At 68.7% G+C, this 14,447-nt stretch carries 9 protein-coding genes; all 9 read right to left on the reverse strand.

Annotated elements, in window-relative coordinates; genetic code table 11:
- The coding region (locus E1293_RS34350) for a beta-galactosidase (RefSeq protein WP_132202107.1) at positions 1-2,770 on the reverse strand (2,770 nt) is incomplete at its 3' end.
- A 62-nt stretch (positions 2,771-2,832) separates the two neighbouring features.
- Positions 2,833-5,820: a glycoside hydrolase family 3 protein gene (locus E1293_RS34355; RefSeq protein WP_207939258.1), complete on the reverse strand. Its 2,988-nt coding sequence runs from the start codon at positions 5,818-5,820 to the stop codon at positions 2,833-2,835.
- A 91-nt stretch (positions 5,821-5,911) separates the two neighbouring features.
- Positions 5,912-6,919, reverse strand: coding sequence for a LacI family DNA-binding transcriptional regulator (locus E1293_RS34360; RefSeq protein ID WP_132202109.1), 1,008 nt, complete (start codon positions 6,917-6,919; stop codon positions 5,912-5,914).
- 121 nt (positions 6,920-7,040) lie between these two features.
- Positions 7,041-8,405, reverse strand: a complete 1,365-nt coding sequence (locus E1293_RS34365) for a GH1 family beta-glucosidase (protein ID WP_132202111.1) — start codon at positions 8,403-8,405, stop codon at positions 7,041-7,043.
- On the reverse strand, positions 8,405-10,696 hold the full coding sequence (yicI, locus tag E1293_RS34370) for an alpha-xylosidase (protein ID WP_132202113.1): 2,292 nt from the start codon (positions 10,694-10,696) through the stop codon (positions 8,405-8,407). The genes E1293_RS34365 and yicI overlap by 1 nt, the downstream gene beginning before the upstream one ends.
- Entirely contained in the window at positions 10,696-11,586 is an 891-nt protein-coding gene (locus E1293_RS34375) for a carbohydrate ABC transporter permease (protein ID WP_243716950.1), read from the reverse strand. Before E1293_RS34375 ends, yicI begins: the two co-directional genes overlap by 1 nt.
- The gene (locus E1293_RS34380) at positions 11,583-12,497 is read right to left on the reverse strand and encodes a carbohydrate ABC transporter permease (protein WP_132202115.1); all 915 of its coding nucleotides are present in this window, start codon (positions 12,495-12,497) and stop codon (positions 11,583-11,585) included. The genes E1293_RS34375 and E1293_RS34380 overlap by 4 nt, the downstream gene beginning before the upstream one ends.
- Positions 12,494-13,777, reverse strand: a complete 1,284-nt coding sequence (locus tag E1293_RS34385) for an ABC transporter substrate-binding protein (RefSeq protein ID WP_132202117.1) — start codon at positions 13,775-13,777, stop codon at positions 12,494-12,496. Before E1293_RS34385 ends, E1293_RS34380 begins: the two co-directional genes overlap by 4 nt.
- Before the next feature lie 161 nt (positions 13,778-13,938).
- The coding region (locus tag E1293_RS34390) for a cellulose-binding domain-containing protein (protein ID WP_207939259.1) at positions 13,939-14,447 on the reverse strand (509 nt) is incomplete at its 5' end.

The raw sequence follows: 14,447 nt of genomic DNA on the forward strand, positions 1-14,447 counted from the left end.
CTGGGCTCGATGTGTTTTCGGCGATGACGGCAAGGGTGACGGTGTTGTCGCCGTGGGGGTGGAGGATGCCGTTGGGGAGGGTGAAGTCGTGTTGGATTTCGCCGTTTACGTATTCGCCCATGTTCCAGCCGTTGATGAAGATGAGGGCTCGGTAGCGGCCGGTGCCGTTGTCGAAGTGCAGGGTTACGGAGACGTCCTGGTCCTTGGGTAGGGACAGGTGGGCGTTTGTGCTGTACCAGTGGACGCCTGGTGCGATGGGCTCGGTCGGGGATGTTCTCGGCCAGTGCCCGGTGGGGGCGGACGATAGGTGCCAGCCTTCTCGTTCGCCGTAGAGGCCGCCTGTGTTGAGGGGGCCGCGGACCGGGTCGTTGGTGCGGGTGCCTTGGATGCGCCAGGTGACCGGGTTGGTCGTTACTTCGGCGTTGACCAGGCCGCGGGGCTGCTTCTGGCGGTAGTCGTCGGCTGTCCAGTCGTCGTTGTGGCCCATGTTCTCGACCAGGACGGAGAGAACTGCCTTCTTGCCTTTGGGGAGTAGGTCGGCGGGGATCTCGAAGGTGCCGGGGCCTGGGTTCTCGTTGATGGGGGCGTCGGCGTCCTTTTGTTCGCCGCCGGCCGCCGAGCCGAGGTAGTGGCCGTTCAGCCAGACCTGGTAGATGCCGTGTTTGCCGGTGATGGCGTTCAGGTTGACGGTCTTCTCTGCGCCCGTCGCGGTGAAGTAACCGCGGTACCAGACGTGGCCTTGGTGGAAGCCGTAGTCGTCGGCGTAGAGGACGGGCGGACTCTTCGGCTTGATGGGGCTGACCGTGGTGGTGTGGTCGGCGACCTTCCAGGACGAGTCGTCGAAGGCGAGCGTTGTTTCGGGGGCGCCTTGCTTGCCGCGCCAGTTCTTCAGCGCCGGGAGTTCGATGGGACGTGGGCCGCTGGCGCGGGCCAGGAGTGAGCCGCTTTCGGTTCTGCGGGACCAGATTCGCTTGCCGTTGAGGGTCAGGTGGTGGGCTGAGGTGAAGACCTCGATGTCGCTCGCCTTGGCCGTGTCGGCTCGTATCGCTGTGGTGTCGTGCCTTGTTTCGGAGGAGCGGACCAGGTCGGTGCCATGGACGAGGGTGTTGCCGGAGCGCCAGAATTTCGCGGCCTCCGCGTCCGTGCCGATGAGGAGCAGGAGGGGTTTGCGGCCGCCGCCTGTGATTTGCACGCGCGCCAAGCCGTGGTGGGCGTAGTCGAGTTTCAAGTCGCCGTTGGCGTAGGACGATTTCACCGAGCCGCTCAGGACCTTGACGGTGGGCTGTGAGGCGTAGCGGAGGATTGTTGTTCCTGCGACATCCTCGGTGCCGTAGAGGACGGCGACGTCCCGGTCGTCGGTGGTGGTGTGGGTGAGGAGTTCGGACGTCGTCGCGGCCAGGCGCTGGCCGCCCATGTCGTAGCCCGCGACGAGGATCTTCGCGTCTCGGCCCTTGATGTGCACGGGGAGTTTGTAAGTGCCGTCTGGAGTGGTCCAGGTGAGGTTCGCGGATTGGTCGTTGTCGGTTTTGCGGTCGGCGTGCCGGACGAGGACGAACTGCGTGCCGGTGTCGGGATTGGCGCGGGCCTCGGTGTGGACGGACGGGTTGTCAGACGCCGGGGCGGTGGCGGGATCGGTCTTCGCCAGTGGTGCGACGGTAGTGACGAAGAGGCCCTGGCGTTTGAACTCGTCGTACTTGGTGGTGAGCTGCCGGTTCTCGGTAATGGGCGCGCCATAGTCGTAGGACGTGTAGACGTCGTTGGGCTGCGCTAGGCGTCCCCAGTTCGTTCCGCCGAACGCCATGTAGTAGCCGAACATCGTGGCGCCCGAGGTGATGAGGTTCGACTTGTAGTAGACCTTCATGTACTTCGGACCTGTGAGTTCGCGGCATTTCTCATAGCCGGCGCGGTTCGCGTCGATGGCACCGGCCTGGTATTCGGCGGCGTATGCGGGGGCGTCAGGGCTGAGGCGTTCGGTGACGCCTTCACCCCAGGTCCCCCAGGTGTCGGGGTCGCGGCATTCGAAAGCCTGTGGGTAGTCGTCCACCCCGGGGATCTGGACGGCGCCCTGGCCCGTCGCCCACGTGGGCGTCCATGACGCGTCACAGCATTGGTTGTGGGAAATGGGGACGTCGATTCCGTGCGCGCGGGCCTGGCGCTGGATGTCCTCCATGTAGGCGGGGTCGGTGTTGGCGGCGTATTCGTTCTCGGCGTTGTAGACGATGACCGATCCGCCGTGCGTGACCTGGTGCCGGGCGATGATCGGGTCGATGTGGGCGAGCCAGTCGCGGTAGGCGCGGGTGTAGTTCGGGTCGCTGGAGCGGGCGCGGCCCGGGACGTTCTTCAGCCACGCGGGAAGGCCGCCGCCTGTCGTCTCGGCGTTGATGTACGGGCCGGGACGCGCGACGACGTAGAGGCCGAGTTCGTCGGTCAGGCGGAGGAGCCGGTCGACGTCCCTGACCCCGGTGAAGTCGTACTTCCCGGGTGCCGGTGAATGGTAGGCCCAGTCGAAGTAGAGCGACACACCGTTGAACCCGGCGGCCTTGATCTTCTCTAGGACGTCCCGCCAAAGGGCTGGGCTGGGGAGGCGGAAGTAGTGGAATTCGCCCGCCCACAGCACGACGCGTTGCCCGTCCACTGTGAGTGAGTAGCGGTCGTAGCCGACGTGATGGGTTTCGGCTTGCGCGGGATGGGTGGCCGCCGGGGCCACGAGAAGTGCGGCGGCGGTGAGTATGGCGGCGACGGTGGCGGTGAGTTTGCTGTTGGCACGCATGGATGGCGTCCTTTGCAGCGGACCGGCCCGCCCCGGGCGGTTTCCGGGGCGGGCCGGACCATTCATCGGGTGAGGGAGAAGGTGCTCAGGCGGGTTTCACCGGTGAAGACCAGATAGACGTCATGGTCTCCGCGGGCGTTGCCGAGCCGTGCGGTGATCTCCTTGTAGGTGTACTTGTCGCCGGTCGGCGGAACGTTCAGGGTTCCGGCCACCGGGCCGTTCGGGCCGTCCAGGCGAACCTGGACCGTGGCGGCCGATGTGCCCGCGGCCTTTGCGGTGATCGTGCCGGTGGATCGGCCCAGGTCGGCGTCCGCGAACTTCAGCCAGGAGCCCGCCGCGCCGGCCACCGCGTCGCCCTTCGTCTTCGACTCGTCGACCAGCTGGATGCCGTTCTGGTCGTCGAAGTCGGCGGCGCGGGTCGTCTTCGACAGGTCCCGGTCGGGGATCCTTTCGCCGCGCACGTTGAGGGTGGCGTGCCGGCGGATGTCGGTGGACGAGGAGCCGATCAGCAGATCCTGCTTCGACTTCTCGACCGTCCACTTGTTGCGCGTCACGTCCCAGATCGCCAGGTCGGAGGCACGGAACCGGAGTTGGGCCGGCACCGTCCTGCCGGGCTCGACATGGACCTTGTCGAAGGCGCGCAGTTTCTCGACCGGCTGCTTCACCCGCGAGTCGCGCTGGTGCGTGTAGAGCTGGACGACCTCGTCGCCGGCCTTCTTGCCCGTGTTGGTCACCGGCACGGTGACGGTCACCGTTCCGTCTCGTCCCACGGAATGGCTGCTGAGCCGCGGCTTGCCGTACCGGAACGTGGTGTAGGAGAGGCCGTAGCCGAACGGGTAGAGCGGCTTCCCCTTGAAGTACTGGTACGTCCGGTCCGACTTGATGATGTCGTAGTCGAGGATGTCGGGCAGGTCGCTCTCGGAGCGGTACCAGGTCTGCGGAAGCTTGCCCGAGGGGCTTTCGTCGCCGAACAGGACGGACGCCAGGGCGTTGCCCGTTTCGGCGCCGGCATGGCTCGTCCACAGAATGCCCGGGACGTTCTGCTGCTCCCAGTTGAGCGTCGTCGGGTAGCTGTTCTCCACCACGACGACCGTGTTCGGGTTCGCCTTGCGGACCGCCTTGATGAGTTCCGACTGCCCTTCGGCGAGCGCCATCGTGGTGCGGTCGTGGTCCTCGCGGCCGTTGATGAACGGCATGCTGCCGACCACGACGACGGCCGAGTCGGCGCCGGTCGCGGCCTTGACCGCCGAGTCCACACCGCTGCTGACGACGTCCTTGGAGTACCGGGACGCGCCGTCCTTGGTGGTGAGCGCGAGTGTCCCGTCGTCCTGCGTCTTCACGTAGGTCTTGGACGGGTCGGCCCAGTCGTACGCCTTCTCATAACCGGCGTAGCGGAGCAGGTACTCGCCGTTGTCCTGCTTCTCCAGCTTGAACATCTGCTGGACGAACCAGCCGTTCGGCTGGTCCTGGTCATTGGCGAACGTGTCGCCGAAGTTGTAGCGCCCGACGGTCTTGCCGTTGGCGGCGCTGCGCAGTGTGACGATTCCCTGTCCCCAGTCGAACACGTCGAACTGGGTCGTCGGGTCGGAGGCCGAGGCGGGTCCGGTCTTCAGAATGGCGCCGGAACCCGTTCCGCCCGCGATGTACTTGCCGCTTCCGATGTCCTTGAGGGCGATCCTGTCGACGCCTTCACTGGACGCCACCGACCCGGCCCGCTTCCTGATGCCGTCGAGCGGCGTCACCTTGTAGGGCAGCGCCCCCGAGTACCAGTCGGTGTAGAGAGTGTTGGAGAGCGGCCCGACGACCGCGACCTTCCCGGACGAGAGCGGCAGCGTCCCGCCCTGGTTCTTCAGCAGCACCATCTGCTCGGCCGCGGTCTTGCGGGCGAGGGCGCGGTGCGCGGGGCTGTCCACCACGTCCTTGGTGATCTTCCCGTAGGGGCCGCCGCCCGGGTCGAACTCGCCGAGCCGCACCCGCAGGCTCAGGATATGCCCGACCGCCCGGTCGAGGTCGGACTCGGCGAGCAGCCCGCGCGACAGCGCCTCCTTGACCGCGTTGACGGTGATGGAGGAGTTGGTGTCGTCGGTGGTGAAGCTGTCGACGCCCGCCTTGAGGATCGCCGCGTCGCCGGTGGGCAGGTCCGGGTAGTACTTCTGCGAGTTGACCACGTTGTTCGGCGCGCCCGCGTCGGTGACGTTGAACAGCGGCCGGTCCGACCAGGAGCGCAGCAGGCCGCCCGCGTCCGGGGTGACCGTCGCGGGACGCCCGTTGACCAGGTTGTAGGACGTCATGATCCCGGTCGCGGCGTCCCGGGACAGCGGGATCTTGAACGGGACCTCGTCGTACTCCTTGCGCACCCGCGGCCGCAGGCTGGAGGACGTCTGGTCGCGGCGGATCTCGTTGTTGTTGGCCATGTAGTGCTTGAGGACCGGCGCGGCCTTGAGGTGGTCCGGGTCATCGCCCTCGATGCCGTGCCCGTAGGCGGTGGCGAGGAGGCCGGTGAGCAGGGGATCCTCGGAGTAGCCCTCCTCGTTGCGGCCCCAGCGCGGGTCGCGGAGCAGGTTCACGACGGGCGCCCATAGCTGGAGCCCCCAGAGGTCGGGGTTCTCGCTGTTGTAGCCGCGGGCCTCGTCGCCGACGGCCGAGCCGACCTTCTTCAGCAGCTCCGGGTCCCAGGTCGCGCCGAGCCCGACCGACTGCGGGAAGACGGTACCCTTCGCGGTGACGACGGCGCCGTTGTTGTGGATGTCGGTCGACCACGCGACGCCGTGCAGTGCCTCGGTTCCGGTCTTGAACCGGCCGATGCCGAGGCGCGGGATCGCCGGCTGGTACTGGTGGAGCAGGGAGACCTTCTCGTCGAGCGTGAGCCGTCCGAGCAGGTCGTCCACCCGGGCCTCGGCGGACAGCCGCGGGTCGCGGAACGGGTAGGTCTCGCGGGCGGCGGCGGGCGCCGTCCACGCGATGGGGGCCACCAGCGCGGCGGCCAGGACGAGGGTCAGCGGCCGGCCGCGCCGGCCGGGGGAACGGGGGTTTCGATGGGATCTGTGCACCGATTCTCCTCTTGGACTAGCCCCCGAGCAGTGATTATCGAAGCGCTTCGATAACGGGCCGGGAAAGGCCCCTTCCCTCCTTGTCGGTCAGTCAGCGGGCAACGGGCGCGCTGCTCGCGCGCCTGGTCAGGGTGGGCGGGAGCAGGGTCGCGGCCGGAACCGGGGCGCCGCCGAGCTTGGACATCAGCAGCTCCACGGCCCGCCCGCCGACCTCCTCGGCGGGGATCGCGACGGACGACAGCGGCGGCTCGGCGTGCTCGGCCATCTCGTCGGGGCACAGCGCGACGACGGACACGTCCTCGGGGACGCGGCGCCCCGCGGCGCGCAGCGCCCGCACGACCGGGCCGACGACCGGCTCGTTGTGGACGAGGACGCCGGTCAGCCCCGGGCGCTCGGCGAGCAGCCGCGCGACCAGCTCCCGGGCGGCGTCGGCGGTCGCCTCGCACGGGTGGACGTCCCCGGACAGGCCGTGCTCGCGGACCGCGGCGGCGAACCCGTCCGCGACCCGCTGGGCGTAGCCGGTCTGCCGCGCGTAGACCTCGGGCGGCGAGCCGATCAGCGCGATCTCGCGGTGCCCGAGCCCGGCGAGGTGCTCGACGCAGACGGCGCCGGCCGCGTGGAAGTCGAGGTCGATGCAGGTCAGGTCGTCGGCGTCGGCGGGAAACCCGATGAGCACGCTCGGCCGGTCCAGGGAGCGCAGCAGCGGCAGCCGCGGGTCCTTCATCTGGACGTCCATGACGATCAGCGCGTCGACGAGGGCGCTGTCGGCGACGCGGCGCAGGCCGTCCTCGCCCTCCTCCTGGGTGAGCAGCAGGACGTCGTGGTCGTGCCGGCGCGCGGCGGTGACGACCGACACGGCGAACTGCATGACGACGGGCACCGCGATGCCGGAGCGCAGCGGGATCATCAGCGCGAGCACGTTGGACCGGCTGCTGGCGAGCGCGCGGGCGCCCGCGTGCGGCCGGTAGCCGAGCTCGCGGATGCTCTCCCGGACGCGCCGCCGGGTCTCCTCGGAGATCGAGCGCTTCCCGCTCAGCACGTAGGAGACCGTGCTCGGCGACACGCCCGCGTGCCGCGCCACATCAGTGATCTTGACCACGGACCGTCCCGTCGTCCTCGAAGGGGTGCAGAGTGCGAATGAGCCTAGCCGGGGCCGGGCCGATGGGGCCCCGAGCGCGCGACGGCCGCTGCCGCGACCGCCGCTCCCGCTCGCCCCGGGGTCATGACGTGTAGCGGTCGATCGTGTCGCGGTACCAGGTGGCGCTGTCCTTCCAGGTGCGGTCGCCGGTGGCGTAGTCGACGTGGACGAGCCCGAAGCGCTTGGAGTAGCCGTAGGCCCATTCGAAGTTGTCCAGCAGCGACCAGGCGAAGTAGCCGCGGACGTCGGCGCCGGCGTCGCACGCCCTTTCGGCGGCGGCGATGTGGTCGCGCAGGTAGGCGATGCGGCGGTCGTCGCGGATGCGGCCATCGCCGTCCAGGACGTCGTCGAACGCGGCGCCGTTCTCGGTGACCATCAGCGGTGTGTCCGGGTGTTCGCGGTGCAGCCGGAGGAGGAGTTCCTCCATGCCGGTCGCGTCGATCGGCCAGCCCATCGCCGTGTAGGGGCCGGGCTGTTCGGCGAACTCGACGTCGTCGCAGCCGACGAACGGGGTCGCGGTGCCCTGGCGGTGGCCGTCGGCGTGTGCGCGCGGGGAGACGCCGTCCCAGTCGCGGACGAGGGTGGGCGAGTAGTAGTTGACGCCCAGGGCATCGACGGGCGCGGCGATGATCGCCTCGTCGCCGTCGCGCAGGAAGCCCCAGTCGGTCAGGGACGCCGTGTCGTCCAGGAGGTCGGCGGGGTAGCCGTTGCCGAGCATCGGGTCGAGGAACACGCGGTTGGCGACGGCGTCCACCCGCCGGACCGCCTCCGCGTCGCCGCGCACATGGTGCAGGTTGAGGGTGACGGAGTGCCGCGCGGACGGCGAGACCACGCCGCGCAGCGCCCGGGCGGCCAGGCCGTGCGCGAGGTTGAGGTGGTGGGCGGCGGTGAGCGCGGCGACCGGGTCGGTGATCCCCGGGGCGTGCACGCCGGACGCGTAGCCGAGGAACGCCGAGCACCACGGCTCGTTCAGTGTCGTCCAAGTGTGGACGCGGTCGCCGAGGACGCGTCCGATGCGGTCGGCGTAGTCGGCGAACCGGCGCGCGGTGTCGCGTTCGGGCCAGCCGCCCGCGTCCTCCAGCGCTTGGGGCAGGTCCCAGTGGTAGAGGGTCGCCACCGGGGCGATGCCGTGGTCGAGGAGTTCGTCGACCAGGCGGGAGTAGAAGTCCATGCCCTTCTGGTTGGGCGTCCCGTCCGGCAGGACGCGCGACCAGGAGATGGAGAACCGGTAGGCGCCGATGCCGAGTTCGGCCATCGTCGCGATGTCGTCTTGCCTGCGGTGGTAGTGGTCGGTGGCGACGTCGCCCGTGTCGCCGTTGAGGACCTTGCCCGGCGTGTGGCTGAACGTGTCCCAGATGGACGGCGCGCGACCGTCCTCCTGGGCCGCGCCTTCGATCTGGTAGGCGGCGGTGGCCGCTCCCCACAGGAACCCTTCCGGGAACCCCATCAGCTCTCCCCCTCCAGGGTGACGACCAGTTCGTCACCCGTCGCCTCAATGAGAACACCGTGCGGATGGTCCGAAGGCTCGCCGCCCTCTACCCCGGCCACGCGTGCGTTGACGAAGAGGACGTTCCAGGCTCCTCCGCCCGTTATTCGCACGTTTTCACCGTTTCTTGTCGTGGTGAACGTCGTGTCGCCGACCTGGGTGGTGACAGAGGCTCCGTCGGCCGGTTCGTAGACGCGCAAAGTGACGCCGTCCGCGTGGTCGTAGTCGGGACGGTCCTCCACCGCACCCTCCGGCACGACCGCTCCAGGACGGACGAGCAGCGGCATGCTGTCGAACCCGTGCCGCTCACGAACCCAACGGCCCCCTTCGACGCGTTCACCGGTGAGGTAGTGCGTCCACACACCCCCCGGCACGTAGTAGGAGACCTCACCGTCGGACGAGAACACGGGCGCGACGAGGAGGTCGTCGCCGAGCATGTACTGGCGCTCCAGGTGCGTGCAGGCGGGATCGTCCGGGAACTCGACGAGCATCGCCCGCATCATCGGCAGGCCCTCCCCGTACGCCTGGCGGGCGGCACCGGCCAGGTAGGGCATGAGCCGCATCTTCAGATGGGTGAACTCCCGCAGGACCTCCACCGACTCCTCGTCGAAAAGCCACGGCACACGGTAGGAATGGCTGCCGTGCAGGCGGCTGTGCGAGGAGAGCAGCCCGAACGCGATCCACCGTTTGAACAGCCCCGGATCGGGCGTCCCCTCGAAGCCGCCGATGTCGTGGCTCCAGTAGCCGAACCCCGACATGCCCAGGGAGAGGCCACCGCGAAGGCTCTCCCCCATGGCCTCGAACGTCGATTCGGCGTCGCCGCCCCAGTGCACCGGAAAGCGCTGCCCTCCGGTCGTGGCGGAACGGGCGAAGACCACCGCGTCGGCCTCGCCGCGGTTCTTGCGGAGCAGGTCGAAGACGGCCTGGTTGTAGAGATAGGTGTAGTAGTTGTGCGCCCGCTCCGGGTCGGAGCCGTCGTGGTAGACGACGTCGGTGGGGATGCGTTCGCCGAAGTCGGTCTTGAAGCAGTCCACGCCCATGTCGAGGAGCGCCTCAAGCTTGGCGAGATACCAATCGCGCGCCTCGGGATTGGTGAAGTCGACGACGGCGAGTCCGGGCTGCCACTTGTCCCACTGCCATACGTCCCCGTCCGGTCGCTTCAGCAGGTAGCCGTGGGAGCGTCCCTCCTCGAAGAGGGGTGACCGCTGCCCGATGTAGGGGTTGATCCAGACGCAGACCCGCAGGCCGCGGTCGCGGAGCCGGCGCAGCATGCCCTCCGGGTCGGGGAACACGCGCGGATCCCATTCGAAGTCGCACCACTGGAACTCGCGCATCCAGAAGCAGTCGAAATGGAAGACGCTGAGCGGCAGCTTGCGCGACGCCATCCCCTCGATGAACGAGGTGACGGTCTCCTCGTCATAGGACGTGGTGAACGACGTGGACAGCCACAGCCCGAACGACCATTCCGGCAGCCGTGCGGGCCGCCCGGTGAGGGCCGTGTACTTGCGCAGGATCTCCTTGGGGGTGGGCCCGTAGATGACGAAGTACCGCATCGACTGGCCCTCGACGCTGAACTGCGTCCGGGCGACGGCCTCCGACGCCACCTCGAACGACACGCGCCCGGGATGGTCGACGAACACGCCGTAGCCCGCGTTCGTCAGGTAGAACGGCACGTTCTTGTACGCCTGCTCGCTGGCCGTCCCGCCGTCGGCGTTCCACACGTCCACGGCCTGGCCGTTCTTCACCAGCGGCCCGAACCTCTCACCGAGCCCGTAGACGAAATGGTCGACGGCCAGATCGAGCTGCTCCCGGACGTAATGGCGTCCGTCGCCGGTGTCGATGACGGCCTGCGCCTTGGGCGCGCTGCCGGTCAGCCGGCGTCCGCCCGCCAGGAAGTCAACGCCCCATTCCTCACCGCGCCCGACCCGCACCGACAGCGCACCGGACGTCAGCGTCGCCGCCTCGTCGTCCACGAACACGTCCCCGGTCGGATCGGTCGCCAGCTCGAAGTCGGGCCCCCGCCGCTTCTCCCCCGCGAAATGGGTGAGGGTCACGCCGATGACGTCCGGCATCGGCGACTCGCACGTCACCGTCAGCACCGGCCCTTTGAGCAGGTCGCCCCGATGCCGGATCCGCTCGACGGGCGCGTGCACCGTGAAAGAGCCCGGCCGGGTGTCGACGTCAAGGACCTCCACCGGATGAAACGCCCGCACACCTTCGCGCATCATCCAGTAGCCGTCGCTGAACTTCATTACTTGATTGCCCCCGCTGTCAGTCCGCGCGAGAGAGTGCGCTGGAAGATGAGGAAGAAGACGACGGTCGGGAGGAGGCCGAGCAGGGACGCGGCGCTGGACATGGTGGTGTCCATGAGCTTCTGCCCGTGCAGCACGCCGAGCGCGACCGAGACCGTCTGGTTCTCGTTGGAGATCAGGAACGTCATGGGGATCAGGAACTCGTTCCAGGTCCACACGAAGAAGAAGACGAGCAGCACCGACAGCGTCGGCCGCACCACCGGGACGACCACCCGCCACAGCACCTGCCAGCGGCCGGCGCCGTCGATCCGGGCCGCCTCCAGCAGCGGGCGCGGGAACGCCGACAGCACCGACGCCATCAGGTAGGTGCCGAACGCGCTCTGGATCACCGTGAAGACGATGATCACGCTGAGCCTCGTGTCGTACAGGCCGACCTGCTTGGACAGGTAGTACAGCGGGTAGACGAGCGCCTCCTGCGGCACCGTGTTCGCCATCAGCAGCAGGACCAGGACCCACATGCGTCCCTTGATCCGCCCGATGCCGAGCGCGTAGGCGTTGAGCACCGACAGCAGGACGGCGAGGACGGCGACGGAACCGCTGATCAGGACGCTGTTCAGCAGGACGTGCCCGAAGTCGGTCCGCTCCCAGAACGCGCGCATGGTGTCCAGGTTGAAGCCGTCCGGCGGCGACAGCGGCCCATGCGAGGTGAGCTCCTCCGGCGTCTTCAGCGCGTTGAAGACCACCACGACGAACGGGATCAGCATCACGCCGGCGAACGCGGCCAGCGCCACCAGCACCGCGTAGGCGGACGGCCCCCGGCGGCGGCGGTGCGGCGCGTCCCTGCCCGCGCGCGGCGGCGCGCTCGACTTCTTCGGCAAGGTCGCGGTCACCGCTCCTCCCCTAGGTCACGTCCCTGCAGGCGCAGGAAGACGATGGTCAGCGCGACGATCAGGAGCGTCAGCACGGTCGCGATGGCCGAGCCGTAGCCGACCTCCGACTTCTCGAAGAAGCTGGTCCAGGAGTAGTAGGCCGGCACGTTCGTCGCGCCGCCCGGCCCGCCCTTCGTCAGGACGAAGATGTGCGCGAACGCCTTCAGCGCGGCGATCGTCGTCCACAGCAGCACGACGAAGATCTCCGGCCGGATCTGCGGGATCGTGATGTGCCAGAACCGGCGCGCCCAGGTGGCGCCGTCGATCTCCGCCGCCTCGTACAGCGACGGGTCGACCCGCTGCAGCCCCGACATGAAGATGACCAGCGGGAACCCGATCTGGATCCACACCATCACCCCGATGACGCTCCACAGCGCGGTCGCCGGGTCGCCGAGCCAGTCGTGCGCGAGCGAGCCGAGGCCGATCTTGCCCAGCAGGACGTTCACCGCCCCGTCCTCGGGGGCCAGCAGCCAGCTCCACACCACGCCGGCGATGACGATCGGCAGGACCTGCGGCAGGTAGACGCAGGCGCGCAGGACGCTCGCCGTCCGCGGCCCGAAATGCCGGCCGATCAGGTCCGTCAGGGCCGCGGCGAGCACCAGCCCGATCAGCGTCGGGACGACCGCCATCCCGAGGATGATCAGGGCGTTGTGCTCGAACGACGCCCAGAACTCCCCGTCCTGGACCAGCTCGCGGTAGTTGCCGAGCCCGATCCACTTCGGGGTTCCGACGCCCGTCCACTCGGTGAAGCTCGTTCCGATGTTCATCAGGAACGGCACGCCGATGACGGCGGTGAACAGGAGCAGGCCGGGGAGCAGGTAGGGCACGTAGCCCCACTGCTCCCGCGACCGGCCGCGGCCCTGCGCGGTCACTTGGGCAGACCGTCGTCGTACGCCTTCTGCACGTTGCCGAGGACCTTGCTCGGGGACTCACCGTTCATGAGCTTCTGGATCTGCGACACCCACACGTCGTAGAAGCCGGCGACCGGCCAGTCCGGGTAGTAGGCGAGCCCGTCGGACCGCGTCAGCCCGTCGAAGTCGGCCATGAGCTTCTTGGCCTTCTCATCGGTGATCGCGGACTGGTCCGCCGCCACCGGGACGCCGCCCGCGTTGCCGAGGATGTTCTGCACCTTCTTCTTCATCGTGATGTCGATGAAGTCGTAGGCGAGCTTCTTGTTCTCCGACCCCTTCGGGACGACCCACAGGTTGCCGCCCGAGCCGAGCGTCATCTTGGCGCCGGGCCAGGTCGAGGTCTCCCAGTCGAACTTCGCCTCGGCGGCGACCCGGCCGAACCACCAGCTGCCGGAGAACATCATCGGGAACTTGCCGCTCATGAACGCGACGCCCGCGTCCTCCGCCTTGAGGCTGACGGAGTTCTTGGCGACGTAGCCCTTCTTCACCCAGTCGGCGAACGTGGTGGCCCCGTACGTCCAGGCCGGGTCGTTGAAGTTCGCCTTGGCGGTGTAGCGCTGGAAGGCGTCCACCCAGGGGCGGTCGGCCTTGTCCAGGGCGAGCTGGTAGACGAACTGGTGCGCCATGTACTCGGCGCCCGCGTTGGTCAGCGGCGTGACGCCCTTCTCGACGAACTTGTCCATCGCGGCGGTGAGCTCCGCGTACGTCTTCGGGATCTCGACGTCGTTCTTCTTGAAGAGGTCCTTGTTGTAGTAGACCTGCAGGTACTCGGCGTAGTTGGGGACGCCGAACCATTTGTCGCCGCCCATGGTGCCCTTGGCGTCGTACTTGGCGGTGACCTGGACGTTCGGGCTGATCAGCTTGTCCCAGCCGCGCTTGGTGACCTCGGAGGTGAGGTCGGTGAGCAGTCCCTGCTTGGACAGCGAGCCGGCGGTCGCGTTGCCCTTGTTGTACTCCATGATGTCGGGGGCGTTCTTGGAGTTCAGGACCATCGGCGCGGTCTTCTGGATCTGCTCGAAGCCCTTCTCCTCGAACTTCACCTTCACGCCGGGGTGCGTCGCCTCGAACTCCTTGATCGCCTCGTTCCAGGCCTTGCCCATGGCGCTGTCGGGGGCCTCGTAGTGCCAGAGCTTCAGCTCCTTGCCGCCGGAGCCGCCGTCGTCCCCGCCGCACGCGGTGAGCGACAGCGCCGCCGCGGCAAGGGCGGCGAGCACCGCCGCGCTCCTGCCTGCCTTGATCATGGGTCTTCCTCCGGGGTGGGACCGAGTGCCTGTCGAAGCGCTTCGATTACCGGGATGCTAAGCCCTGGGTCGGCGACCGCACAATAGGCGGGCCCGCACCAATTCGGGCACTCCCCCACTGACCTGGGCGAACACTCTGGGAGCGCTCCCATGATCGGTGCTCACGTACGGCACTCCCCGCCGTTCAGGGTGAACCGCGACGGCGCGCCATTGGCGCCGTCCTGCGCGCCGAGGAACCCGAACTCGGCCGTGCCGTGCGGCGGGATCGACTGGTTCCAGTCCGCCGCCGACACCGTGACGGACGCGCCGTCCTGCACCTGGCCGCCGTTCCACAGCTGGGTGATCGTCTGGCCGTCCGGGAACGCGAAGCCGAGCTTCCAGCCGTCGATCGCGCCGTCCCCGAGGTTCGTGATCCGCACCGTCGCCTGGAAGCCCTGCGGCCACGTCCCGTCCACTCGGTACGACACCGAGCACGCGACCGCCGCCGGCTTCGTCGTGGACGGCGTCGCCGGCGGCCCCGCGCCTTTCCGCTCGGACGAGTCGGGCGCCAGCGCCGCCAGCAGCGCCGCCACCGCGGCCGCCGTCCCCAGCGCGACCCCTGCGATGACCAGCGGCTTCCGCGCCGACGTCGGCCTCGGCTCGGCGGGAGGCTCCGCGGGCGGGGCGGGGT

It is taken from the genome of Actinomadura darangshiensis, assembly GCF_004349235.1.
In the GTDB taxonomy this organism is placed as follows: domain Bacteria; phylum Actinomycetota; class Actinomycetes; order Streptosporangiales; family Streptosporangiaceae; genus Spirillospora; species Spirillospora darangshiensis.

Bases quoted from the DNA above. Each gene is read 5' to 3' on its own strand.
- E1293_RS34365 (WP_132202111.1), bottom strand. From the start codon at position 8,405: ATGGGGTTCCCGGAAGGGTTCCTGTGGGGAGCGGCCACCGCCGCCTAC.
- yicI (WP_132202113.1), bottom strand. From the start codon at position 10,696: ATGAAGTTCAGCGACGGCTACTGGATGATGCGCGAAGGTGTGCGGGCG.
- E1293_RS34385 (WP_132202117.1), bottom strand. From the start codon at position 13,777: ATGATCAAGGCAGGCAGGAGCGCGGCGGTGCTCGCCGCCCTTGCCGCG.